This window comes from Oryzibacillus soli, assembly GCF_051594765.1.
GTDB lineage: Bacteria > Bacillota > Bacilli > Paenibacillales > NBRC-103111 > Paenibacillus_AR.
Genome location: NZ_JBPPGJ010000020.1, coordinates 60707 through 84843, shown reverse-complemented (window position 1 = coordinate 84843; position 24137 = coordinate 60707). Strand labels below are relative to the sequence as shown.

General features: G+C 54.4%; 21 protein-coding genes. 19 read left to right on the top strand and 2 right to left on the bottom strand.

Annotation, left to right across the window (positions count from 1 at the left end):
• Positions 1-71: 71 nt before the first annotated feature.
• The 9 genes from pelF to ACSEXW_RS23080 are packed head-to-tail and all read left to right on the top strand — an operon-like array spanning position 72 to position 12279.
• A complete protein-coding gene (pelF, locus tag ACSEXW_RS23120; RefSeq protein ID WP_438448554.1) occupies positions 72-1817 on the top strand; it encodes a GT4 family glycosyltransferase PelF in 1746 nt (581 codons plus the stop codon).
• Positions 1818-1854: 37 nt separating this feature from the next.
• The gene (locus ACSEXW_RS23115) at positions 1855-2181 is read left to right on the top strand and encodes a hypothetical protein (protein ID WP_438448553.1); all 327 of its coding nucleotides are present in this window, start codon (positions 1855-1857) and stop codon (positions 2179-2181) included.
• Between the two features lie 22 nt (positions 2182-2203).
• Complete coding sequence (locus ACSEXW_RS23110) at positions 2204-3364, top strand: hypothetical protein (RefSeq protein WP_438448552.1); 1161 nt, start codon at positions 2204-2206, stop codon at positions 3362-3364.
• Positions 3357-4973 (top strand): polysaccharide biosynthesis protein, encoded by a 1617-nt coding sequence (locus tag ACSEXW_RS23105; protein WP_438448551.1) that lies wholly within the window; start codon positions 3357-3359, stop codon positions 4971-4973. Before ACSEXW_RS23110 ends, ACSEXW_RS23105 begins: the two co-directional genes overlap by 8 nt.
• A 20-nt stretch (positions 4974-4993) precedes the next feature.
• Positions 4994-7000, top strand: a complete 2007-nt coding sequence (locus tag ACSEXW_RS23100) for a hypothetical protein (protein WP_438448550.1) — start codon at positions 4994-4996, stop codon at positions 6998-7000.
• A gap of 1 nt (position 7001) precedes the next feature.
• Positions 7002-9059, top strand: coding sequence for a glycosyltransferase family protein (locus ACSEXW_RS23095; RefSeq protein WP_438448549.1), 2058 nt, complete (start codon positions 7002-7004; stop codon positions 9057-9059).
• A 22-nt stretch (positions 9060-9081) separates the two neighbouring features.
• The gene (locus ACSEXW_RS23090; RefSeq protein WP_438448548.1) at positions 9082-9819 is read left to right on the top strand and encodes a glycosyltransferase family 2 protein; all 738 of its coding nucleotides are present in this window, start codon (positions 9082-9084) and stop codon (positions 9817-9819) included.
• Positions 9812-10261 (top strand): DUF2304 domain-containing protein, encoded by a 450-nt coding sequence (locus tag ACSEXW_RS23085; RefSeq protein WP_438448547.1) that lies wholly within the window; start codon positions 9812-9814, stop codon positions 10259-10261. The genes ACSEXW_RS23090 and ACSEXW_RS23085 overlap by 8 nt, the downstream gene beginning before the upstream one ends.
• Positions 10258-12279, top strand: a complete 2022-nt coding sequence (locus ACSEXW_RS23080) for an HD domain-containing phosphohydrolase (protein WP_438448546.1) — start codon at positions 10258-10260, stop codon at positions 12277-12279. The genes ACSEXW_RS23085 and ACSEXW_RS23080 overlap by 4 nt, the downstream gene beginning before the upstream one ends.
• 148 nt (positions 12280-12427) lie before the next feature.
• Here ACSEXW_RS23080 and ACSEXW_RS23075 read toward each other — a convergent pair whose 3' ends face one another.
• Together ACSEXW_RS23075 and ACSEXW_RS23070 are read right to left on the bottom strand one after the other, a co-directional pair.
• Entirely contained in the window at positions 12428-13588 is a 1161-nt protein-coding gene (locus tag ACSEXW_RS23075) for a L,D-transpeptidase family protein (protein WP_438448545.1), read from the bottom strand.
• A 468-nt stretch (positions 13589-14056) separates the two neighbouring features.
• Positions 14057-14428 carry a helix-turn-helix transcriptional regulator gene (locus ACSEXW_RS23070; RefSeq protein ID WP_438448544.1) on the bottom strand — a complete coding sequence of 124 codons (372 nt, stop codon included), beginning with the start codon at positions 14426-14428 and terminating at the stop codon, positions 14057-14059.
• A gap of 173 nt (positions 14429-14601) precedes the next feature.
• Between ACSEXW_RS23070 and ACSEXW_RS23065 the strand changes: the two genes are divergently transcribed.
• From ACSEXW_RS23065 to ACSEXW_RS23020, 10 genes are all read left to right on the top strand, one after another.
• Positions 14602-15093, top strand: coding sequence for a hypothetical protein (locus ACSEXW_RS23065; protein ID WP_438448543.1), 492 nt, complete (start codon positions 14602-14604; stop codon positions 15091-15093).
• A gap of 33 nt (positions 15094-15126) precedes the next feature.
• Entirely contained in the window at positions 15127-15879 is a 753-nt protein-coding gene (locus ACSEXW_RS23060) for a YveK family protein (protein WP_438448542.1), read from the top strand.
• A 13-nt stretch (positions 15880-15892) separates the two neighbouring features.
• Positions 15893-16549 carry a CpsD/CapB family tyrosine-protein kinase gene (locus tag ACSEXW_RS23055; protein ID WP_438448541.1) on the top strand — a complete coding sequence of 219 codons (657 nt, stop codon included), beginning with the start codon at positions 15893-15895 and terminating at the stop codon, positions 16547-16549.
• Between the two features lie 262 nt (positions 16550-16811).
• Positions 16812-17714 (top strand): UTP--glucose-1-phosphate uridylyltransferase GalU, encoded by a 903-nt coding sequence (galU, locus tag ACSEXW_RS23050; protein WP_438448581.1) that lies wholly within the window; start codon positions 16812-16814, stop codon positions 17712-17714.
• Positions 17715-17746: 32 nt separating this feature from the next.
• Complete coding sequence (locus ACSEXW_RS23045; RefSeq protein WP_438448580.1) at positions 17747-18403, top strand: sugar transferase; 657 nt, start codon at positions 17747-17749, stop codon at positions 18401-18403.
• Positions 18404-18426: 23 nt separating this feature from the next.
• Positions 18427-19527: a glycosyltransferase family 4 protein gene (locus ACSEXW_RS23040; protein WP_438448540.1), complete on the top strand. Its 1101-nt coding sequence runs from the start codon at positions 18427-18429 to the stop codon at positions 19525-19527.
• A 15-nt stretch (positions 19528-19542) separates the two neighbouring features.
• Complete coding sequence (locus ACSEXW_RS23035) at positions 19543-20703, top strand: DUF1972 domain-containing protein (protein ID WP_438448539.1); 1161 nt, start codon at positions 19543-19545, stop codon at positions 20701-20703.
• 23 nt (positions 20704-20726) lie between these two features.
• The gene (locus ACSEXW_RS23030; protein WP_438448538.1) at positions 20727-21671 is read left to right on the top strand and encodes a glycosyltransferase family 2 protein; all 945 of its coding nucleotides are present in this window, start codon (positions 20727-20729) and stop codon (positions 21669-21671) included.
• A 396-nt stretch (positions 21672-22067) separates the two neighbouring features.
• Positions 22068-23012 carry an O-antigen ligase family protein gene (locus tag ACSEXW_RS23025; protein WP_438448537.1) on the top strand — a complete coding sequence of 315 codons (945 nt, stop codon included), beginning with the start codon at positions 22068-22070 and terminating at the stop codon, positions 23010-23012.
• A 12-nt stretch (positions 23013-23024) separates the two neighbouring features.
• Positions 23025-24137: a glycosyltransferase family 4 protein gene (locus tag ACSEXW_RS23020; RefSeq protein WP_438448536.1), complete on the top strand. Its 1113-nt coding sequence runs from the start codon at positions 23025-23027 to the stop codon at positions 24135-24137.

Sequence of the window (24137 nt, the reverse complement as noted above, 5' to 3'; positions counted from 1 at the left end):
TAAGTAGGCATTTCGTCACAAATTGTTTCAGGACGAGATGGCTTCTGCGGAACAAACAGGAGATGACTCGTATGAAGCTTACCGTCATGCTATCCACCGAGGGCACGTATCCCTACTTTCAAGGCGGAGTCAGTACCTGGTGCGACATTCTGGTCCGCAAGCTCAAGACGATTGACTATGTCATCTTCAGTGTAGTGGCCGATCCCTTCATTACGCCACAGTTCGAGCTTCCGGCCCATGCGCGTCTGACCCAGATGCCCCTGTGGGGAACGGAGGAGGCCTGCGAGCATCTGACCACCCCCTTCTCCCAGGTGTATCTGGCGAAGAAGCGCACCACTTCCGCCGTCATCAAGGAGCGCTTCATCCCTCTGTTCCGGGAGCTGATCACCGAGCTGACCGTCTTGGAGAAGAATCCCTTAAGATTGGGAGCTCTTCTGTTCGAGCTCCATCACTATTTTCAGGAGTATGAGTACAAGGAGAGCTTCAAATCAGAGCTAACATGGGACGTCTACAAGGAGATGATGGCGGAAGCCTGCCGGAAGCCCGGTCTGCGGCTGCCCGAGCCGGACATCTACAGCCTGATCCAGAGCCTTGGCTGGACGTACCGCTTCTTCAACATCCTGAACAATCCCATCCCCAGAGCCCACGTCTCTCACTCCTCCGCCGCGGCGTTCTGCGGGATTCCGTCGGTTCTTGCCAAGATCGCCAACAAGACTCCGCTCCTGCTCACGGAGCATGGCGTCTATCTGCGGGAGCAGTATCTGTCCTTGTCCAAGCGGGGACTCCCGCCGTTCCTCAATACGTTCCTGATCCGGATGGTCTCCTCCGTGGTGGGCTTGAACTATACCTACGCCGATCAGGTATCGCCGGTCTGCGAATACAACACCCGCTGGGAGACCAAGCTGGGTGTGGATCCGGGCAAGATCAACGTCATCTATAACGGCGTGGACGAGAGGGTCTTCCAGGGCGCGCGGGAGAGAGCCGTGAACCCGCCCACCGTGGTGACCGTCGCCCGCATCGACCCCAACAAGGACATTCTGACGCTGATACGGGCCGCAAGGCTGGTAAAGCAGCAGGTTCCGAACGTCCGGTTCATCATTCACGGAAGTGTGGCGGTGCAGGATTATTATGTCGAGTGTCTCGAGCTGCGGGATAAGCTGGATCTGAACGAGACCGTGATCTTCGCCGGCCATACCACGGACATGACGGCCGCCTACCAGAGCGGCGATGTCATTGCCCTCTCCAGCATGACGGAGGCGTTCCCCTACGCGGTCGTAGAGGGGATGATGACCGAGAAGCCGGTGGTGGCGACGGACGTCGGAGGGATCAGCGAGGCGCTGGGGGATACCGGGTACATCGTGACGCCCGGCAGCAGCGGAGAACTCGCCGACAAGCTGGTGCTGCTGCTCCAGAATCCCCTCTTGCGGGAGCGGCTGGGGAAGCAGGCGAGGGAGCGGGCGCTCCGCTTCCTGACCTTGAACAAGGTTCTCGAACAGCACATGAAGAGCTACATTCAACTGGCTCTCCTGGGGAACGGGGGAGGCTCCGCCGCATCGGGAGTCAGTACCGAACAGCTTCAGAAGCTGCACGCCGAGCAGGCTTATATCCTGATGTCCCGGGGATATTACCAGGAGGCGGCGGGCGAATTCCGCACCGCCCTCCGGTTGAACCCGGGCGCCGTGTCCTCCCCGGTGCTAATCGGGGATCTTGCGGAATGCTACAGCCATCTCGGCGAGCATGACCGGGCCCGGCTGGAGCTTGAGAAGATGAAGCTGCTCATGAAGCTGGCCGTAGTCCGCAAGAAGCATACGGCGTAGGGTTAGGGCCAAGTCATATGGCAGGAGGATGAACCCAATGGATTCGCTATACAATAAGTTGATTTCCGAGGCGGAAGAGGAGCTGAAGGCCCTGGCGGCCCGAAACGCGGAGCTGAAGGAGAGGCTGGCGGGCAACCGGGAGCATGATATGCTGCCCTCCCTACTGGAGGGGGAGATCACTTCGCTCATCATGATGTCCCATATGGAGAATACGAAGCAGGTATACCGCGTCATGGAGGAGCTGAAGCGGGAAGAGGAGGAGCGGGAGCGGGAGATCGCCCGAAGGCTACAGACCCGCGACCGTTTCCGGTCGAAGCTGCTGGAGACCGTTCGGGAATCCCGATCCCGATTATCGGAACTATAGGACCCGGGAGGAGGCAATTGTAATGGCAGCAGGCTGCGAAGACGATGTCAAAAGCTTGTGGAACCGGTTTTTCGTTCTTAGGCAGCAGATCGAAACATTGAAGAAGGAGAATGCCCGGCTTGAATCGGAATGGCTGTCCCGCAAGGATTCCATTCGGTCGGCCCCTTCGCCCGGTGTCCAGGAATATAAGAGTCTGATCATGAAGAAAACGAAGGATGCCATCATCCTGTTGAACCAGCAGAAGGAAGCCGAGCTGGAGCGCATCCGGGGTGAATTCGAGACCCGAAGGGCGGTGCAGGAGGAGCGGGCGCGCTTGGCGGAGGAGGAAGTGGGGACATACCGCCAGCTTCTCCAGGTCCTGCTGGACGAGATGGAGAAGGTGGTCCTCCAGATGGACCGTGACGAGCCGGAGGTTCTTCAACCGCCGGAGGAGAAGGAGCCCCTGCTTCAGCCGCCGGCGGCGGACGGATTCATTCCGGCATCGGTACCCGTTCAGGTGGTGCGGGACGTACCGGCGGCGGAGTCGGCAGCGGCTCTGGAGCCACGGCCGGAGCCGGCCGGAGCAGGCGGAGCAGGACCGGAAGTGCTGCGCAAGACGGAAGCCGGCCGTACCTTCCGGGAGCCGGCGACGGAAGCCGCTGTCAGCGTGCTGCCGGCTCGAGAGGTACCGGCGGGCGGATTCTGGGACGATATCGACGAATATTGGGCTCAGGCCGAGCAGGAGGAGTCCGAAGCGGAGCCCGTGTTGACGGTCCGGCAGGAGGAACCGGAGGAGCGTCTGCAGGTTGCATCCTTGGGTAACACGAAGCGGGAGGGAGAAGCGTCAGCCGAGCATCCTGGGGAAGCCTTGGGCCGGGGCAGCAAGGTGGTGCCCTTCCAGACGCCGCTGCCGGAACGCCGCAGGGAGGAAGCCCGGGGCGGCTCCGGGTCAGCCGGAAGCATAGGAAGCATCGGAGGCACCGGAGGCGCAGCGATTACCGAGGAGATCGAGCTGATCAAGAGTCAGTACATCGTCGGGAACCTGGCGGGGGAAGAGCTCCTGGACCACCGGGGCCATCTGATCGTGAAGAAGAACGGGGAGATTACGCCGGAGGTAATCGCGAGAGCTGAAGCGGAGGGGAGACTGGCGGAGCTGATCGTGCATATGATTTTACCGGGCTTCGAGGGTCTCGCCGATGAGTGAGAGCATCCGCCTGGAGCCCTTGGGCCTTCACCGCCAGGACCAGATGACGGTGTTCAACGCTTTGATGGACGATGTCCTGGAGCGTCAAGGCCGGCTCCAGGACTCCTACGAGATTGCGGCCATACTGGAATCCATGGGCTGGAACGACCGGCGGGTCCGCAGGGAGTTCGGCTTTAGCGATGTCTTCGGACTGGCGGAGGCCATGTGGATCGCCGTCCAGGATAAGCTCGTCCATACCGACGTGCCGCAGACTGGCAACAAGGGCTGGCTGGCGTCCGCCGCCGAGCTGTCCCGGGCTTTCCTGCGGGGCGTCATCTTCGCCCTGCCTATGGCCATCTCCGTATTCTCCATGCTGACGCTGAAATTCTCGCTCTGGTCCTATGAGAACCTGTCGGTGGAGCTGGCCACGAGCATCGCCATCGGCACCATCCTAAGCTTCATGACCGTCGGCGGGTTCACCCAGGCGATTGCGCGCCGGGGATTCTTCTATATGATACAGGGGCAGTACCAGCTTGCCCGCAGAAACACCTATCTGTTCATCCGGGTCGGCTTCATCGTCGCCATCGCGGTGGCGCTCTTAATGCTGGTGCTGGATCTGCTCTTCACGCTGTTCCCTTACCGGATGCTGGTCTATATCGTAGCCTACTACGTTCTGCTGAACTCCATCTGGCTGACCGTCACCGTGATGTATATCCTTCGGCGGGAGATCACGTTCACGGCGCTGATCATGCTGGGGATTGCGGTGGTTTACGTTCTGTATAAGATACTCGGCATGGATATCATCTATGCTCAATTGCTGGCCATATCCTTGGTGTCCGTTCTGGGCATTCTTCTCATCGGAATCTTCTTCCGGCATGACGAGAAGAAGATGCGGCTGAAGCCCGCTCCGCTGCCCCGGATGTCCATCATGATCTATTCCACGATGCATTATTTCTTCTATGGCTTCCTCTATTTCACCTTTCTGTATATCGACCGGGTCATGGCCTGGTCCACCAGCAGCGTCTACATGCCCTACATCATCTGGTTCCGGGGGGAATACGAGCTGGGACTGGACTTCGCCCTGCTGATGCTGGTGCTGCCCATGGGCTTCTGCGAGGTCAGCGTTTCCTGGCTGATGAAGGACCTGGAGGCGGGGCAGAAGATGTTCATGGGAAGCCGGACAGGCGACATGAACAAGAAGTACCGGCGGCTCTACCTGAGAACCCAGGTGATGCATGTGGCGGTTTCGGTGATCAGTGCGGTTATGATCTATTACGCCGCCACCGTGTTGGATCATTATTACGACCTCGCCAACGGCAAGTCGTTCCTGGCCAGCTCCGTTACCCGGTTCGTGCTCTTCTGGGCTCTGGCGTCCTACACGGTTCTCTCGGTCTTCCTCATGAACGCGGTCATCCTGTTCGCCCTGTCCCAGCCGGTCAAAATGAACAAAGCCCTGCTCCCGGGCATCATCGCCAACTTCATCATCGGCTTCCTGCTAAGCCGTTGGGTGGGTTACGAGTACGCCATCTTCGGGCTGCTGGCGGGTTCCTTGCTGGCAGCCGTGCTCTCGAGCATCCAGGTCATGAGCGTAATCAAACGGCTGGATTACTATCTCTATTCCGCATCCTGAGCAAAAGGAGGTCGGCGGCGATGCACGCGACATGGACCGGTTCCCTGTACCCTCTGCTGCAGTACGCCGCTGCCTTCTTCCTGATGGCCATCTTGGCCCCGCGCCTCATCTTCGCCCGTCACGATAAGGACGGAGGGGGCCGGCAGGAACGGTTCTGGGGCCATCTGGCAGGGGCATGCTTCTTCACCATCCTGCTGGGCTATGCCCTGGTGGCCTTGAAGCTGTTCGAGCTGATCGCCATGGCGGTCATCCTGATCGTGGCGGCTGCCCGTAGGCCGTTGATGCGATGGATCGCCGCCTCCAAGCGGATGGAAGCCCACGGGGCGGAGGTGAAGCTGTACGATCTGCTGGACGGCCAGTGGAGACTGGTACCGGCAGTCACAGCGTGGACCTTGGAACAGGCGGCGACGTCGCGCCGCCGTATGGCGGAGCTCTTCGGCTCGGCAAGGTTCATCCGGCTGCTGCTCTTGGGAACCGTATTGGCCGTCACCGCCGCTCTGCGGTTCCATGACGCTCTGCGCAACCTTGCGCCGGGCGGGGCTGAGAGCTACAGGCTGCTGCGCGGGATCAAGCAGCTCCGGGGCCAGCAGCTGTTCCAGGACGGGCTGCAGCCGGAGGGGCTGCCTCTCTTTCTGTCCGCCATGTCCAGACTATCGCCGGTGGATCCGCTATACATTCAGAAATTTACCGGTCCACTAATCGGCGTGCTGTTGACGCTCTCTTTATATTTCGCCGTTACCCGCCTCACCGGTGTCTACTCTGCCGGCATCCTTGCGGCAGCGGGGTACGGCTGGATGGAGGGGGTGGTGGACCCGCTGGGGTGGAACGGGCAGGCAGCGGCCCATGCGGGCGGCTTCGCAGCGATCTTCGTCCTGCCGGGGCTGGTCTTCACCTCCCGCTATCTGAATGGCGGGCAGCGGGTATGGCTGTTGCGCGCCGGGTTCTGCTTGGGTGCGGCCGCCCTGATCCATCCGGTGGTCTATGGCTTCGCTCTGACGGCTCATCTGCTCCTGGCCGCCGTGCATCTGACTGCGGCGCCCCGGGAATCCGGGCGGTTCAGCCTTGCAGTTGCGCTGGCCGGGGCTGGAGCGGGCCTGGTTGCCATGCTGCCATTGGGGCTAGGCCTGCTCATGGGTAGGCACCCGGTGGCGGCGGCGTCTTGGCTGCCGTGGCCGGAAGTACGGCTCGGGTGGGAGTGGCCGCTGTTCCGTAGCGCAGTGGAGCTTACGGCCGCCGGAACGCTGCTCGCCACCGGCCTCGTGTGCCTCCTGCTGCTGCCGGCTGCCGGGCGGAGCAGGTCGTCTGCAGAGAAGCTCCGCACAGGCGTCTTTGTGCTTCTGCTCGGTGCCGCCGCCCTGCTCCTGAAGCTTCCCGGCAGCTTGATACCAGCATCGGCATCTGCATCGGCGGCTGGCGCCCTATCCCTGCGGGCGGATGCCCTCTGGGCCTGGCTGCTGCCGTTCCTCTTAGGCACCGCCTGGGGCTTGGTTGCCGGACTACTGCAGCACCGGAGCCGTGTCTATGCGGCGCAGCAGCTGGTTGCCGGCGTCCTGCTGCCGGTGGCGGCCCTTCTGCTTCATCCGCCGTCTCCTCCGGTGTCCGCCAAGCTGGAGTCGGAGAGCAGCGTCCGGCAGTACCTGCGGATCCGCAGCATGCTTCCGACCCGGACCTGGACCATCGTCTCGCAGGAGGGGACGCTGGCGATGGAGAGCGGCTTTCATATGAAGGTGTCCGATCTGCTCGAGGACTACGATCCGGAGCGGCCTTACCTGACCCGCTGGAATGAAGAGAAGCCGGATCCGGAGGTCACCCATGACGTCTTCCTCTTCTATGAGAAGCGGATGCCGTCTCCGGATCCGGATGGGGAACGGAGCCGGGAAGAGGCCCGGCTCAAGCTGTGGATCGACCGGCATCGGGCGGCTTGGGGCGATGCGACGCGATTTTATGAAGATGAAGCTCTAGCGGTGTACCGCATCCATCGGGAGATGACGGCGGAGGAGCGAAACCAATTGCTATGGGGGGGGTAATATGGCGGATATCTTAGAGAGTCTCTTGCAGCTGCTGCGGTTTACGCTGTCTTATTTCCTGCTCTTCCACTTCATCCCGCTCTTGGTCCTGCCGTTCGACCGGGAGAAGGACACTTCGATGGAGCGCTGGGTCATCTGCCTGATTCATTCCCACGTCTTCCTGATCACCATCGCTCACTTGCTGGCCCTGTCCGGGCTGTACGAGACCATCTCTCTATACGGTGCGGTGCTCGTGGCAGGCCTCTTCCTGCTGCGCCGCCGGATCCGGGCGGGAACCGTATCGCTCGGGACCAAGCAGGTGATGACGGTGCTGGACTTGACGGATAACCGGGGCAAGCTGCTCCGGCGGCTGCGAAGCAGGTTCAGGGCTTTCCGCACTCGCGCGATCCTGGCCCTGCGCAGAGCCGGTGCGGAGATGCTCCGAAGCCCTGTTGCTTGGCTCGTCATCTTCGCCAGCTGGGGCATCGTGGCGGCTACCCGGTTCAGCCATGCGGTGGGGCACAGCTACTTCGCCTCCTCCGACCCGTACGTCCATCTGAAATGGGCCAAGGCCATGAGCACCAACCAGCTCTATGTGGACGGGGTGTATCCTTACGGCTTCGAAGCGGTCATCGCGGTTCTGAACAAATTCTATCTCCTGGATCCGTATTACATCGTCCGCTACATCGGCCCCTTGACGGCCGTGCTCTTGATGGGCACGCTGTTCTTCGTTCTATACCGGGGCTATTCCCGCGATGTGCTCCTGGTCGCCACGGTGTTCGCCGTCATTGCGGGATCATCCTGGATCTACGGAGGATACGTATGGCGGCAGATGTCCGCGCTGTCCATGGAATACGGCATCCTGTTCTTCTTCCCCGGCATCCATTACCTGGCCGACTATTTCCGGAGCGGGCGGGGCCGATCCCTGCTGCTTGCGGCAGAGTGCATGATCCTGACGTTATTCATTCACCCGTATGTGGCCGTATGTACGGGAGTGGCTTACATCATCACCTTCGTGCTGCACGCGGATCAGGCTCTCCGCTCCGGACGGTTCCTGAAGCTGGCGGGCATCTTCTTGGCTGCCGGGGCAATCGGGGTGCTGCCGCTGGGGCTCGGGGTGGCGTCGGGCCTTCATTTTCACGAGACCTCCATCGAATTCATCAAGGACAGCGTCACCCTGGATTCCACCGGCGCCCGGTCCTTGGCGGGAATCTGGAGTACCTACCGGGACCAGCCGTTTATGAAGGCACTCCTGGCTGGTGCAGGGTTGCTGGGCCTTCTGACCCTAGCGGCTCTGCTGCTGCGGAGGTGGCTCAGCCGCCGGCTTCGGGAGGACACGGACTGGAGGATGAACCTGGTCTATCTGTTCCTTGGGCTGTTCTTCTTCGGCATGTATCAGGCCGGCGCCTTGGGGATTCCCGTCTTCATTCCGGAATACCGGCTCGAGATCTTCTTCGTCATCGCGGCGTCCATCGTCATGGCGCTGACAATCCGGCAGGCCGTCTTCTTCGTCCGGAGCGTCTGGATCCGGGGAACCGCCAAGCTGGCTGCTTCCGTCCTGCTGCTCCTGTTCCTGTTCACCCAGCCCACCCAAGCCCTTCCGCCGGGCGACCGGTTTCAATACGAAGAGGCGGTTCAGGCTTATATCCAGATTCGCAGCCACTATCCCCATCAGGAGTGGACTATCGTCTCGACCATAGAGGAGTATTCAATGGTTCTGGGCTACGGGTGGCACTATAATATGTGGGAATTCTCCAAGGAGATCCGGGAGAGAAGCAAGGCGGCCTTCAGCTTCCCCACCAACTACGTCTTTCTCTTCGTCGAAAAAATCCCCCTCGGCTCCCGCCAGGCCGTCTCCCGGGAAGATGCTGAAGCGCCGTTCCCGACGGTTGCCGGCGGCCGGTTGGATGACTACTATCGCGTGCCGGAGAAGCGGCGCGTGATTGAAGCCATCGCCTATGATTGGGCGGAACGGTACCGGGAAAGCCACGATTTTATGACGGTATTCATGGATACGCCCTCCATGCGGATTTATTTGATCCGGCAGGATGGCAACCGTCCGTACAATCTACTAGAATAAAGCTAGAGGGGGATTCAGTCAGATGAGTACATCATTGGTGATTATTCCGGCTTATAACGAAGAGAGCAGCATTGCCGAGGTGGTTCAGGGGATTCGGCGGCAGCATCTCGATTTGGATATTCTAGTCGTGAACGACGGCTCCACCGACCGGACGGCGGACGTGGCTCAGGCGGAGGGGGTGCTGGTGATCTCGCATCCGACCAACCTGGGCTATGGAGCGGCAGTCCAGACCGGGTACAAGTTCGCCGACAGCCGGCAGTACCCCTATGTGATACAGTTCGATGCGGACGGCCAGCACGACCCGTCGACCCTCCACAAGCTGACGAAGGCTATCGAGGAGGGGGACTCGGACATTGTGATCGGCTCCCGGTTCCTGAACGGCAGCGACATTGAGATGAAGGTGGGGCTCTTGAAGCGGATGACGGCGTCCTTCTTCCGCTGGATCATCCGGGTTCTGACAGGCGTGCGGATCACGGATACCACCTCGGGCCTGCGAGCGGTGCGCCGCAAGGCGTACGCCTATTATTCCGTCCGCAACCGGTTTCCCCAGGAATACCCGGATGCGGATTTCCTGATCCAGCTGCTCTACCGGAACTATAAGATTACGGAGGTTCAGGCGAACATGCGGGACCGGTCGTACGGCAAGAGCGTCCAGCATGGAGGGGTGAAGCCCGTCATCTATATGATGCGGATGGTGCTCAACATCTTTATCGTCCTGCTCCAGCACAAAATCTTGCTTAGGGTGAAGAAAAATGCCTAATGTCCTGCACGTCTTTCTCCTGCTCTGCGGGCTCATCTTCTTCGGAACGGTCGTCAGCCTCCTCATGCGGAACAAAATATCCGAGAAGTTCTCCCTGGTCTGGCTGGTAGGGTCGGGGGCCATTCTCGTACTCTCCGGATACCCGTCCTTGGTGGACCAGGCTGCGCATGCCATCGGCGTCGATTACGCTCCGTCGCTTCTGTTCCTCTTCTCCACCCTGGTGCTGCTGCTTATCGTTTTGTATATGTCCATCCAGATCTCCTACCTGAATGATAAGGTGAAGGAGCTGGCCCAGAGCATGGCGCTGCAGGATTTTGAGGAGAAGCGGCGGGAGAGGGAACAGGGTCAGGCCGGGGGCGGTTCGGAATCGGCTGTGGCTTCTGCATCGGCTGCAACCTCCGCTGCGGCTGGCATGAGCTCCGGGAAAGCGGTGGGGTCATGAACGGATCCATCGGATGGACTGCGGCAGCCATCGGCTTGGCGGTTCTTCTGCTGCTGTCGGCCTGGGCGGTCTGGCTCGGCACGAGAAGCAGAAGGGCTTTGGGGAGGCGATCGGACCTGGCCCGGGAGCTTCTGAAGGAGCTTCGGCCGGAGCTGGATCCGGCGTTCTTCTATAATGCGGTGCTGGCCAAGCTGTCCGGACTCGTTCGGGTTCCGAGCTATGCCTTCTATCTGTATGACGCTCGCGAAGGCACATATCGGCTTCGGGCGATTCGCACGCCGGACGACGCAACGGCAGAGATCGGCCCGTCCTATACGGGGCTCGTCCCGTACAAGCGGGGCAGGGGCTATCAGCCTGCTGTCACTATGGATCTGAAGCAGCTGGAGGAGAAGCCGGGCTACCTGCAGCATCTGGATCTGAAGCTGCTGGCGGTTCCCTTGAAGGGCGGCAGGGGACTGCTGCTGGCGGGCCCGGTCCGAAGGGTGAGCCGGAGTGTGCTGCGGGAGCTGGGCTTCCTGGGAGAACTTCTTCCAGGAATGCTGGACCTGGCGCTGGGCCTGGAGAGGGACAAGGAGAACGGGGAGAGAGGCGGCCCATTGACGGGGCCGACGGTTCAAGGTGGGGCGGCTGCGGATACGAAGGCAGACTTTCCGCTGAACGCGACGGTGTCTGCTGCTGTCCCAACCCCAGCTGCCACGGTCGTATCGGTTCCGGCCTTCGATCTGGTTCAGCTCCTGGAGGAGCCGATCCGTGTGGCGGAGCTCCTGCTGCAGCTCATCGGCCGGCATATGCAGGCCGGAACGGCGCTCCTTCTGCGGAAGACGGGGGCGGGAGAAGGCTTCTCGGCCGCCTTCTCTTCCGGGTTGAAGAAGGAGCATATGGATCGGCTGGCGGAGGAAGAGACTGTCCGCCGCTTATTGGAACTGGCGGCCGGGGAGAAGATACGGACCGTGATGGCGGATCAAGCGGGACCGGAGGAAGATCTGCCTACAGTCATCGGAGAAATGGGCGGAGGATGGGTGATGCTCAGGATCCGGCTTGGAGAGGCGGAGGCGCTGATGCTGTGCCGGTCCGACGGGCTGTCCCCAGAATCCGCAGAACGCCCTATACAAGGGGTCGCTTCCTTGGAGCGGGCGCTTCGTGCAGCCGGGAAGATCCTTGGGCACGAAGCCCTTCTCCACGCTCCCGATCCTGAGAGCTCCGATCCTATGGCACGGTCTGTCCGTATGGACCTTCTGAAGCATCTGGCGCTCTTCATGGACCTGCTGTCTCCCTATACGGTCGGTTATTCGGAGATGATCAGCCGGTACTCGGCGATTCTGGCCAAGGAGCTGGGACTTGGCAGCCGGATGATCCGGCAGGTGGCGCAGGCCGCCTCCTTGGCGCATATCGGACTGCTGGGATTGCCGGGCGGCTTGATGCGGAAGGCGGGAACCTATACGGATGAAGAGTACGGATGGATGAAGCGGCATGCGGAGCTTGGAGCTGCCGCCGTGGAGCGTATGGGTGGAGACAAGGAGCTTGCAGATATGATCCGCTGCCACCATGAGCGGATCGACGGTAAGGGGTATCCGGCTGGCCTCTCTGGAGAAGACATACCGTTAGGGGCCAGGATCATCGCGGTGTCTCAGAGCTTCGTGGCGATGATCGGAGGCAGGGATTATCGGGATCCCGCCCCCTTCGGCTCGGCCATGGAGCAGCTCCGGGCTATCGCTGGCACGGAATTGGACGGCTCTATCGTGGAGGCGTTGGACCAGTGGCTCCAGCAGAAGAGCCGCACTCCGGCAGCGTCTGCAGGGGGGGCCCTGGGACCCTGCTGGGAGATGAACTGCACGCCGTCGGACATCTGCTCTGCATGCCCCGCCTATGGAAATACGGTGAAGCCCTGCTGGGAGCAGGAATCGAACTGCTGCAGGGAGCATGGAAAGTCCTGCAGCACGTGCTACGTATACACCGAGACGCTGTCGAGGAGCAGCCTGCTGCACAGCGGGAACGGAAGCGGGAGCAGGAGCCTCTAGTCCTTCTGGACGAAGAGAATCACGAACCAGACGATCATGAGCAGAATCACGATGAGGATAGGAATCATAAGAGAAGCACTCCCCCCGCACAGGATACCTACTGCATCCTATGCGGGGAGAGTGCTTCTGATGTTTCTCGGGGAGCCGGTCAGGCTCTCCAGTGATAGACAGTACCGGGGGTTCGTTCCCGGTCCGGATCCCAGTCCGGAACCGGAGGCAGCCCTTCGCCGAAGAGAGGCGTCTCCTCTGGAGTGCCGGTCATCACTTTGAAGAGAGTTCCTAGCGTCACATACGGATAGAGGGATTCGATGTCCTTGTTGTACATTCTAAGGCATCCGTGGGTTACCCTGCGTCCGATGGAGGACGGATCATTGGTTCCGTGGATCGCAAAACCCTCTGTCAGCTCAAGCCCTCTGGTGCCCAGAACGCCGCTGCCTCCGTTGGGATCCACCACACGTCTGCCGACGCTGCTCTCGCGGAAGGGGAGGTCATTGCCTTCGGAGCCGGATGCGACGGGGTACAGGGCCAGAAGGCGGCCTCCCAAGGTGAAGCCCAGGCGCTGCGCCTCCGGATAATAGAAGAGCTCAGGACCGGATGAGAAGGGGGGGATGACTCCTCCGGCGCGGCTCACGGAATACCCTTTCTCAAGCTTCTTGTAGTGAATACCTGCCGGGATGAAGCTGATCCAATTATCCGGTGCGATGCCCGAGAGCTTGTCCAGACTTAGGGGATACTGGCCCTTATCGGCTTTGTAGTGCTCGATGGCCGCTTGCAGGACCATGTCCTGGAGCTGTCCCCCGGTCCAGGCAGGTGCGGAGGATGGGGCAGCTGCAGGGGCGCCGGAGATATCCGACAGAGGCTTCTGCTTCTGAACGGATGAGCCGTCGGCCGGCGCAGCATAAGCGGTGCCCCCGCCATAATGATAGTGGTATTCGGTTCGTTCGAAGATGAATTTCTGGTACAGGAAGGCGAACAGGATCAAAATGAGGGCAAGCATGATCAGCAGCAGGCTGACCGCAAGGGGCCACATGGAGCCGGATCTCTTCTTTCCGGCGGGGCGAGGGGGGACGGCGTACAGCTTCGGCTGATTGGTCCGCTTCTTCAGCTCCGCCAGCTTCTCGATGGAAGGGGCATGGCCGTAGCGGGCCGCCCGTTGGAATACGCCTACCGCCTCTGGGTTATTCTCAACAGACAGCTTGCTGGCATAGCCGTACAGAACCTCTTGATCATCCGGTCGATACTGCAGAACCTTCTTATAATAGTTCGGATCATTCCTTGATACGTATACGCCGTCTTTGACCTTGACCATTGAAGCAGCCGCTTTTCTGGGAAACCGGTGCTTGTCCAACCCCAGACCACCCGCCCTTGTACCCGATTTTGAGCAAGGCCATTATAACAAAATCCCATTAATGATACAAACCGTATCATAGCGGGAGCGTGTGGAGGAATGTGGTGGAATAGGGCTAGTCTTAGGTCTTTATGTATACAAAAATGGGGACAAGTCATCCCGTGTCGGAAAATACTTCCTTTCCGACAGAAAAAACAGGAGGGTCATGACAACGCATACACGCAAGTGTTGGTTGGAAATATTGTAAGATTGTAATTTGTTTTCAGAGTCTACAAATAACGACACTCTTTTTCTGAAAACCGTATATAATTGAACTAAGTCCATAACCAATCATTGACAATGACGATACATCGGGTATCGATCGGGCGCGCAGCGATTCAAAAGAAAAACAGCCCTTCGGGCTGCAGCAAACACCAACGATATCCCCTGTTACCTCATGGAACGTTCGGCGCGGATAAAGGCAATGAATCGCCGCGCTTCTTCGGGACTCAGCTTTCTCCCGTCGACGGTCAGTGAGAACTTATCCAGAAGCGCCTCATCTGAAAGCTCAAGAGCATCCACCCATTCACCGACTGCTTCATCCAAGGTCTGGTCGCGGTCATTCGTTCTTCCCAGTATGTAATCGATGGTGACTCCGTAATAATCGGCACATTTGCGGATCGTTTGGAAATCGGGTTCCCTTCGGTTGGTTTCGTAATGGGAGAGTGCGGCGCGGGAGAGCTCCAGCTTCTTCGCAACTTCCTCCTGGGTTAAACCGAGTTCAACCCTTAATTCCGCCAATCTGTTCCTCTGTACGGACATGATGTTCCCCCTTGCTATTCTATTCATCTCTCCTAGTCTACCCTAAAATGCTAGGAAATAGAAGCGTCGACAAATTTTCAAAATAGCGCTTGACATGTTACGAAATGTATCATAAATTAGTCGTATAAATTGTGTGCTACGTTACGGAACATTAAAAGCGAGAGTGATACAATATGGATATTCACGGTGATGAGCTTCAGATCGGATGGGAAGGAGCCGTACCCTACAGCCAACCGGAGTCCTTATTCCGGCTGCTCCGGCCGATGGTTGCGCGAATGTCGATTCTTCGTGTAGGAAGCCAACCGGTGACCAGCAATACCGGAATGGTCATGGTCACGCATTTAGGAGACCGCAAGCTGCGCTTCAAGAGCCACCTCTCCATTCCTTCGTTTCCTCCGATCGTGATGGGGTTCGAACTTGATGACACCGATGATACAATTTGTTTCGAGGGTGAAATTGAGACCCGAAGACCCAAGCACGAGGAGTACGAATACACCGTTAGGCTTCACATGAGTCAGCGGGACGAGAGGAAGCTGCGGCGCCTAAGCTTCACCCTGGCGAAGGAAACCATGAGAATGCTGGAGGACGCAGCGAGCCAGTACAGGAGGCATGTACCGGGTGACGAAGTCGGCATCAGCGGCTGCCACATCAAGATGCTCACGTGATGGATCAATACGAATGAAAACTGGAGGACGATTATGGAACTCAAACAGTACTGGCGGATCTTAAGAAAGCGCCTGTGGCTCATCGCTGCATGTGTAATTGTTGCTACCGCAACTACAGGGGTGTACAGCTTCTTTTTCATTGAGAAGGTCTATCAAGCGTCAACCAAGCTTATTGTGAATCAATCCAAGGAAAACATGGCGAATCAAGGCTTGGATCTCAATTCGGTGAACCTGAATTTGAAGCTTATCGATACGTACAAAGAAATCATCAAGACGCCGGCCATTATGGATAAAGTGGTGGAGCAGTATCCGGATCTGAATATGACGGCAGGCGCATTGGGCGGTGCCATTAAGGTCAGTTCGGTCAATGGAACCCAAGTGATGACGCTGTCCGTTCAACATACTTCCTATAATAAAGCCGTTCAAATCGTAAATGCCGTCTCGCTCGTATTCAAGCAGGAAATTCCCAACATCATGAAGGTGGATAATGTCTCCATTCTGAATGAAGCAAGGCCTTCGGACCACCCTGTACCCGTGAAGCCGAATCCCGTTCTGAATGTTCTGGTCGGCTTGGTCGTATCACTGATGGCCGCCGTCGGCTTAGTGTTCCTGTTGGATTATCTCGATGACAGCATCAAGACGGAGCAGGACATCCAAGACATACTCGGGTTGACGACCCTGACGGTTGTCGCACGGATGACGAAAGAAGATGTAACACCGAAGAGCAGTGAAACCTCCGAAAGAAAGCTGGGTGAGACGACTTATGGCGTCGCGGTCAATAAATAAGAGCTTGTTAATCATGGAAAGTAACCCCAAGTCCCCCATTGCGGAAGCTTACAGAACCTTGCGGACAAATATCGATTTCTCCTCTGTTGATGAAGCGGTACAGATTATCATGCTGACCTCCACGCAACCGGGAGAAGGGAAGTCGACGACAACCGCTAACCTGGCTCTGGCCTATGTTCAAGCCGGCAAGCGGGTGCTGCTGATCGATGCCGATCTTCGGAAGCCGACCATCCACAAGATCTTTAACCGTACGAACCGCGTCGGGTTGACCAGTCTTCTGGCCGGCAACCGCCAAATCCAGGAGCTCCCTATGGACAGCTACATCGATAACCTGGATATCCTGACCTCCGGCCCGATTCCTCCGAATCCTTCCGAGCTGTTAGCCTCTAAGAAGATGAAGGCTCTGCTGGAGGAGCTCCGCAACATGTACGACATGATCATCATCGATACGCCTCCGGCTATAGCCGTAACGGATGCGAACTTATTGGCCTCTCATTGCGATGGCGTGGTCTTGGTCATTGACTCCGGGAAGGTGAAACGGGAACAAGCGCTTCGAGCCAAATTAGGCCTGGAGCATGCCAAGGCCAGATTGCTGGGTGTGGTTCTGAATAATAAAGACCGTAAAGAAGCGGATGACTATTATTATTACACCTATTACGGCAATGACTGACGGATAGATTCCCTTAACGCCGAATGTATCGTCATGAGCGGGCAGCTCAGGTAATGCCTCCTGCACCTCTATCACCGGAGGCACTCGGTCATGCTGTGGGTCGACAGACCTTAGACGTATATCGTCGATGGTGTGATGTGAGGACGGGTTAAATGCCCAAGCACTTCATGTGCAACGTAAACCTTTTTGCGGGATGCAAAAGGGTTTACGTTGCATGTTAAGTTTGCATTCTAATTTAAAGAGAAATGGATAGGTGAACGAGATGAAAAAAGTGAGGAAGGCCATCATTCCGGCAGCCGGTCTGGGAACAAGGTTCCTTCCCGCCACTAAGGCGATGCCGAAGGAAATGCTGCCCATCGTGGACAAACCGACAATCCAGTACATTGTGGAGGAAGCGATCGAATCAGGCATCGAAGACATCATCATCGTAACAGGCAAGGGCAAACGGGCCATCGAGGATCACTTTGACATCGCGTTCGAGTTGGAATCCACCCTGGAGAACAAGGGAAAGCTGGAGCTGCTGCAAGAGGTAAGACGTTCATCCCATGTGGAGATTCACTATATTCGGCAGAAGGAGGCCCGAGGCTTGGGCCATGCCGTATGGTGCGCACGGAACTTCATTGGCGATGAGCCGTTCGCGGTTCTGCTCGGGGATGACATTGTACAGGGTGAGACGCCTTGCATTAAGCAGCTTATACAGCAATACGAGCAATGTGGGAAATCAATCATTGGTGTTCAAACGGTTGATATAGATCAAACTGATCGGTACGGAATCGTAAACCCATCCGCTTCTTGGGGACGACTGTACGAAGTCAATCGGTTTGTAGAAAAGCCACCAAAAGGACAAGCGCCATCCAATTTGGCTATTATGGGTCGCTATGTCCTGACTCCGGAAATATTCGAATACCTCGATCGTCAGGAGATCGGTGCGGGTGGGGAGATACAGTTAACAGACGCCATTCAAATGTTGAACATGACCCAGGGGGTTTATGCTTATGATTTTGAAGGCACCCGCTTTGATGTTGGAGAAAAGCTGGGATTTATTCTAACCACACTGGAGTTCGCTTTGCAACGTAAGGATCTAAAACTTCAGCTCTTGAATGCAATGGAAGAGCTTCTTGAACGGGAGCGGCCCACCACTTATATAAGGGGGGAATTAGCATGACGCCTCCTGAACGTAATGAAGCTGGATTAGCTATGAACAACGGGGGTTATATTCCGGGGCTAATAAATAAAAGCGAACGGGACTTCTATGCCTACAATGTTACAAAACGTATCTTTGATTTTTCAGCGGCTTTTTTTGGACTCTTATTCTTGGCCCCTTTGTTTTGCCTTATAGCAATATTAATAAAGCTGGAGGACCCAAAAGGTCCGGTTTTTTTTAGTCAGATTAGAATTGGGAAGAACGAAAAGGCTTTTCGAATTTATAAGTTCCGGTCCATGGTATCTAATGCCGAGGAGCTTCTCGAGAAGCTGTTGCACCAAAATGAAGTCAGCGGCGCCATGTTTAAGATGAAGGAAGATCCGAGAATAACGAAAATCGGCAAGTTCATCAGAAAAACTAGCATCGATGAGCTTCCCCAATTATTTAATGTATTAAAAGGCAATATGTCGTTGGTTGGGCCGAGGCCGCCTCTTCCCAGAGAGGTGAACGAATATACGGATTATGATAAACAACGTTTGGCAGTTACACCGGGATGTACCGGATTATGGCAGGTTAGCGCCAGGAATGAAGTAGGGTTTCACGAAATGGTCGAATTGGACCTGGAGTATATCGCGAATAGAGGCTTCTTTTATGACATGAAGATTATTATCCGGACCGTTATCGTGATGGTGACTTCAAGAGGCCTTTAGCTGATGGAGATTGGGGGACAACGATGCGCATCGGAGTAGATGCCCATGTGTTAGCGGGCAAATTTCAAGGCAGCAGGACCTATCTATACAATTTGTACAAAGAGGTTTTGAAGCAGACGGATCCTCAGGGATTCGTTTTTTTCGGCCATTGGGACAAGGATGCTCCTTATGGGAAGGACAAAACATATATCGATTTTCCATCCCATTCGAAGCTAAAAAGGCTGACTTTTCAAACCGCCACGCTATTAAAAAAGTATGATATTGATTTGTACCACACCCAATATATCTCGCCGTTAAGCCTTCCTTGCCAATCGCTGGTGACCATACACGATATTTTGTTCGAGAGCCATCCCCAATTTTTTACGAAATCGGAAGTAATCCGCAACAAAATTCTTGTACGGAACTCCGCTAAGAAAGCCGTGCAGATCCAGACGGTGTCCAGCTTCTCCAAGGCTTCCATAGCGGAGAGATACCATATTGATCCGGATCGGATCGTTGTGGTACCCAATGGCGTCGATGGATCGAGATACAATCCTGGGAATAAGGACGAAGCGGTCAAGCAAGTAGCAGCAGAGTTCGGGATAAGGGATTACATTCTTACTGTAGGCAGAATTGAGCCAAGAAAAAACCACATGACCCTTCTTCGGGCATATAAGCTCTTAAAGGAACGGCATAAGGATATCGGGCCTTTGGTCATTGTGGGCAACCCGGATTTTGGCTTTAGGGACTTCTTTGAATATCTCGAGAAGGAAAAGATTAAAGAGAGTGTCAAAATAGTATCCGGGGTGAGCGATCAAATGCTGCCGCTGATCTATAAAGCGGCTAAAGTATTTGCATATCCCTCATATGCCGAAGGATTCGGTATTCCCCCCTTGGAGGCTATGGCATCCGGTGTTCCAGTTATCGTATCCAATACTACTGCCATTCCGGAGGTGGTGGGAGAATCGGGGATCCTGGTCAATCCGCTAAATGCCGAAGAGATTGCCCATCATATCGAAACCATCTACTTCAATCCGGAGCTGCAGAACTACTTAGCTGCCGCCGGGATTACACAAGCCGGTCAATGGACATGGGAGAACGCGGCAAAGCAATATATCTCTACTATAGGTCGGTTATGTTCGTAACCAGAGAGGTGTCTGATGGAAGTGAAAAGAAAAGTCATAGCCTTTTGTGGGACCCGAGGTGTACCGGCGCAATACGGCGGGTTTGAAACTGCGGTGGATGAAATTACCAAGAGGTTCATCGAACGCAATTATGAGTGCCATGTTTTTTGCAGGCACCAAGAAGATCAGGTCAAGGTTGGTCAGCACGATGGACGGACTCTGATCTATGTGAAAGGGAGCAAGTCCAGGAAGTTGGACACCTTCGTATCGTCGTTTCGTACAGGGGTGTATTTGTTGAAAAACCGGAAGAAATATGATTACGTATTTTGGTTTAATAACGCCAACTTGCTCGGTATTCTGCTAACCCTATTTACCGGCATCAAATTCGCGGTGAACACGGACGGGTTGGAATGGAGAAGGGCGAAGTGGTCCCTGCCCTTTAAGGCTTATTATTTCCTCAGCTCCTTATTGATCAGTCTGTTGTGTAAGAATCTCATTTCGGATTCAGTCGCCATTCAGAGCTATTATAAAAAGGTCTTTCATAAGAAGACCCAGTTCATACCGTACGGGGTGCCTGAAGAAACGGATTGCAGTGAGCAGGAAGCACAGGATATCCTGAAGACTTATGGCCTGGTCGAGAATAAATACTTTTTGCAGGTCACTCGGTTCGAACCGGATAATCTGCCCCTTGAAGCCATTAAGGGATTCCAGTCCTCCAAGCTTTATTTGCGGGGATATCAGTACGTGCTCATCGGGTATAAGGAGGAAACTCCTTATACGATAGAGATCAAAGCATGTGACGGGAACGAAGGGGTAAAGGTGCTTCCCGCGATTTATGACAAGAAGGTTCTCACAGCACTTCGTAAGAACAGCTTCTGCTACGTCCACGGCAATTCAGTCGGGGGCACGAATCCAGCCTTGCTTGAGGCGATGCAAAAATGCAATAGAATTATGGCGATCAAGGGACCCTTTAGCTCCGAAGTATTAGGTGGATTGGGGATGCAATTCGAAGTTGGAGAACTTCCCGTTTACTTCAACCAAGCTCTTGCCATGGAAGACCAATCAGCGAAAATGCTCCATCGATTGAAACAGAATTATCAATGGGATGATGTTGCGGAAAGCTATATCAATCTAACCGAGTTCAAGTCCGCCAATTATAAGCAAGGACTCGATAAGCAAGTTCCCATGTCCATCTAAAACATTCGCAAATAGGTGATAATATGTCAGATGGAAGGCAGCCATTAGTTGGAGTCATACTGCTCAATTACAATGGGTATAAGGATACTGTGGAGTGTCTCAAGTCATTAAAGCATCTTAAGTATTCGAATACGATGATTTATGTGGTGGATAATTGTTCTCCGGATGGTTCGGGGGATCAATTATCCGTTTTTCTTGAGAGCTTTGAAAGTGACTTGAAGATCAAATTTATGGCACTGAAGAAAAACATAGGATTCTCCGGAGGCAATAATGTTGCCATAAAGGATGCAATTTCCGAAGGGGCCGAGTATGTTTGGCTGCTGAACAACGACACGATTGTGGAGGAAGACACGCTGAACTTCTTGGTTGAAGCTGCGAGGAGGGATGACCGCATCGGAATAGTAGGCTCTAAAATCTACTATTATGGCGGCAGCCTGATTTGGTTTGCTGGTGGCAAGGTCAATAAACTCGGCATGATCTCGCATGTAGGCTCTTATCGGGATGACACATCAAGAGAGCTGTACAGTCATCCCGAGGAAACCGGATATGTGACCGGATGCAGCTTACTCGCGAGAGTGAAGATGATTCAAGAGATCGGCTTATTGGACGAAGATTTCTTCTTGTATTACGAGGACACCGAGTGGAATATGAGAGCCAGAAAAAGGGGCTGGAAAATTCAATATGAGCCCAGATCGGTACTATGGCACAAGGTTAGCGCATCCACCGGCAGTAAGTTTAGGGATCATGCTCCAATCATCGATTATTATAATTTTAGAAATGCCATACTCTTTGTGAGAAAATCCTATTCCAGCGCGTATCGGCTGCTCCCATTCGTAGGGGTAATGATCATGCTTGCAAAAAGGCACATCCGGCTGATGACGAACTCCGAAACAAGAAAAGGAAAGAAAATTTCAATGATCTACAAAGCACTCATTGATGGAGTAAACGGCAGGACAGGAACCATCTGATGGACGGGCAGAGTTGAGGTGATTGTTATTTACAGACATGAGAGAACAAATGAATCGAGAACTTTCAGCATCAAATTGATGAGTATACTTATTACAACGTTAATTATATGCTCTATTAACTTCCCACCTGCAAGTTATATGCCATGGTTGAATGTCGTAGACACTCCAGTGGGGACCTTATCGCTAAACAAAATCCTTTATCTTTTTACAGCAACAGTGATCTTTTTTCTTACTCTTAAACCCAATAATAAAGTCAAACTGAACTATTTCGACATCTGCATGTATTTGTTGTTATTAATGTCCATTATACAGGTGCATCAGTTAGTCAGCCTTTTCTCTGCCATTATTATCCTATTTAATTCTTATTTTATCGGAAGAATAATAGGAGCGTATGGTTTGGACTTGGTAGTGAAGCGTTCGATTATGTATGCCGGGTTGATACAATCCGCAATAGTGATGTATTCGGTCTTTGTAAATCCCGTCATCAATATTGCGAATTTTGTTAATGATTTGCCAGTCGGAACGGATACAAGCTTTTTGAATACCCGTGCAATGGGCTCTGTTGGACATCCCGTCGTTTTAGGAGCGGTGCTTGTACCATCCATATTGTGCTGGATCGATGATATGATCTTGGGTTCCAAGAACAAAGTAACCTACGCTGCAATAGGCTTGCAACTTTTTGCCCTCTACTTATCATACTCTAGAGGTTCGTGGATATCCTTTGTCCTGGTTTTCATCATCATGATGATTAGATATAAGAAAACCTCCAAAATATGGGCATTGGCTGCCGTGAGTCTTCCGATCGTCCTATACTTTGATTTTCTTATCCAAGATATTCTTAACCGCTTCGCGGTTTTTGGCCAAAACGACGGTTCGGTTTCCCACCGTCTGCTCATGTATGGCTGGACCTGGGAACAGCTTGTTCGGGGGCCGCGGCAATTGTTTTTTGGCGAAGGGTTGGGTGGACTTATGCAGCGGTTCATAGAGTCACCCCCAAGCGATGGATTTCTGGCCATCGATAATGTGTTTTTAACAGTTTTAATGCAGTTTGGAGCAATCGGATTTGTGCTGCTGCTCACGATGCTTTGGTCCGTATTCTATAGACATTTGTGGAAGGGTTCTTCGAACTCACGGTGGATCTCGTTTGTTATTCTGAACATGTGCATCGTTGGTGGTACATTCGAAGTCTTCAGTTGGGAAAATACCGGTGTTATGTTCTGGATACTAATCGGAGTATCTTCGAGTCTATTGAATAGAGAACGCCAACAACAGCACAGTTCTATTTATTTGGAAAAACAGGATTATTCCCATCGCCCCTTACATCATCACTTATCCAGCTAGGGAGGAAGTACCTTGACTAAAAAAATGAAGATTAAAGTGCTTCTGCCTGCTCTATCCAGCAAGTTGGAAACGTGGAATCACAATTGGCACATGGGGCTGTCGAATGATCCTTTTCCTTATGGATATAATTGGGCTGAGGATGATTATACATCAATCGATTACGTAAAAGGCAGAACGATCAAAAATAAATACTTGAAAAAAATCTATGAATACCTGCTTCTGCCCTTCAAGACATGGAACAGTGACGTGGTATGGACCCATTATGATAATGATGCGTATATCATGGCGGCGCTGAAAAAAATCCCCATACTAAATAAGTTCCTTCCTAAACAAATATCATGTTTCATTTGGTTGGCGGACAAATCCAAAAATTACAGCAAGTTTAAAATGGGTTTGATTCGATGGCTCATTAAAGGGATCGACCAAATTATTTACTTGGCCCCCACTGAAGCAAGCTTCTTCTCGGGCAAGATGAACATTCCGGAAGACCGACATACCTTTGTTCCATTCGGCATTAACATTGAGAGCTACAGCCGTGGGAAGGAAGAGAGCATCGATTCAATTGCGACACCTTATATCCTGAGTCTAGGTAATGATGTCCACCGGGACATTGATATGCTGGACCAGGTGGCCCGCCGGCTAAAGGGAAAGGCCAAAGTCGTCTTCGCTTCTCAAAACAAGGCCTTTATTGAGCGGCTTAAAAACAACGATAATATCGAATTGGTATCCGCCAACTTGAAGCAAGTTCGATGGTTGTACCGGAACTGTCTGTTTGTCATCCTGCCGTTAGTGAATAATGAACATGCAAGCGGATGTACCACCATATTAGAAGCAGGAGCGAACGGGAAACCGGTCGTGGCAACGAATTGCCCCGGATTGGATGCCTATATTGATCAAGGCGGTTCTGGGTACTTGGTGGAGCAGAACAACCCGGTGGAACTCTATTCCAAATCGATCTATCTTCTGGAACATGAAGAAGAGAGAACGAGAATGGGGAAGAGAGCGGAAGAGTTTGTGAATAACGGAAGCTTTTCTACGGAAATTTGGGCCAAAACCCATTTGGAGCTATCGAAGAAAATCTTAAAACGACACCAGGATTATAAAGCACTGGATTTCGGTGTGTAG

Excerpts from the sequence above, each read along its gene's own strand:
- pelF (WP_438448554.1), top strand. The coding sequence starts at position 72 with ATGAAGCTTACCGTCATGCTATCCACCGAGGGCACGTATCCCTACTTT.
- ACSEXW_RS23115 (WP_438448553.1), top strand. The coding sequence starts at position 1,855 with ATGGATTCGCTATACAATAAGTTGATTTCCGAGGCGGAAGAGGAGCTG.
- ACSEXW_RS23110 (WP_438448552.1), top strand. The coding sequence starts at position 2,204 with ATGGCAGCAGGCTGCGAAGACGATGTCAAAAGCTTGTGGAACCGGTTT.
- ACSEXW_RS23105 (WP_438448551.1), top strand. The coding sequence starts at position 3,357 with ATGAGTGAGAGCATCCGCCTGGAGCCCTTGGGCCTTCACCGCCAGGAC.
- ACSEXW_RS23100 (WP_438448550.1), top strand. The coding sequence starts at position 4,994 with ATGCACGCGACATGGACCGGTTCCCTGTACCCTCTGCTGCAGTACGCC.
- ACSEXW_RS23095 (WP_438448549.1), top strand. The coding sequence starts at position 7,002 with ATGGCGGATATCTTAGAGAGTCTCTTGCAGCTGCTGCGGTTTACGCTG.
- ACSEXW_RS23090 (WP_438448548.1), top strand. The coding sequence starts at position 9,082 with ATGAGTACATCATTGGTGATTATTCCGGCTTATAACGAAGAGAGCAGC.
- ACSEXW_RS23085 (WP_438448547.1), top strand. The coding sequence starts at position 9,812 with ATGCCTAATGTCCTGCACGTCTTTCTCCTGCTCTGCGGGCTCATCTTC.
- ACSEXW_RS23080 (WP_438448546.1), top strand. The coding sequence starts at position 10,258 with ATGAACGGATCCATCGGATGGACTGCGGCAGCCATCGGCTTGGCGGTT.
- ACSEXW_RS23075 (WP_438448545.1), bottom strand. The coding sequence starts at position 13,588 with ATGGTCAAGGTCAAAGACGGCGTATACGTATCAAGGAATGATCCGAAC.
- ACSEXW_RS23070 (WP_438448544.1), bottom strand. The coding sequence starts at position 14,428 with ATGTCCGTACAGAGGAACAGATTGGCGGAATTAAGGGTTGAACTCGGT.
- ACSEXW_RS23065 (WP_438448543.1), top strand. The coding sequence starts at position 14,602 with ATGGATATTCACGGTGATGAGCTTCAGATCGGATGGGAAGGAGCCGTA.
- ACSEXW_RS23060 (WP_438448542.1), top strand. The coding sequence starts at position 15,127 with ATGGAACTCAAACAGTACTGGCGGATCTTAAGAAAGCGCCTGTGGCTC.
- ACSEXW_RS23055 (WP_438448541.1), top strand. The coding sequence starts at position 15,893 with ATGGAAAGTAACCCCAAGTCCCCCATTGCGGAAGCTTACAGAACCTTG.
- galU (WP_438448581.1), top strand. The coding sequence starts at position 16,812 with ATGAAAAAAGTGAGGAAGGCCATCATTCCGGCAGCCGGTCTGGGAACA.
- ACSEXW_RS23045 (WP_438448580.1), top strand. The coding sequence starts at position 17,747 with ATGAACAACGGGGGTTATATTCCGGGGCTAATAAATAAAAGCGAACGG.
- ACSEXW_RS23040 (WP_438448540.1), top strand. The coding sequence starts at position 18,427 with ATGCGCATCGGAGTAGATGCCCATGTGTTAGCGGGCAAATTTCAAGGC.
- ACSEXW_RS23035 (WP_438448539.1), top strand. The coding sequence starts at position 19,543 with ATGGAAGTGAAAAGAAAAGTCATAGCCTTTTGTGGGACCCGAGGTGTA.
- ACSEXW_RS23030 (WP_438448538.1), top strand. The coding sequence starts at position 20,727 with ATGTCAGATGGAAGGCAGCCATTAGTTGGAGTCATACTGCTCAATTAC.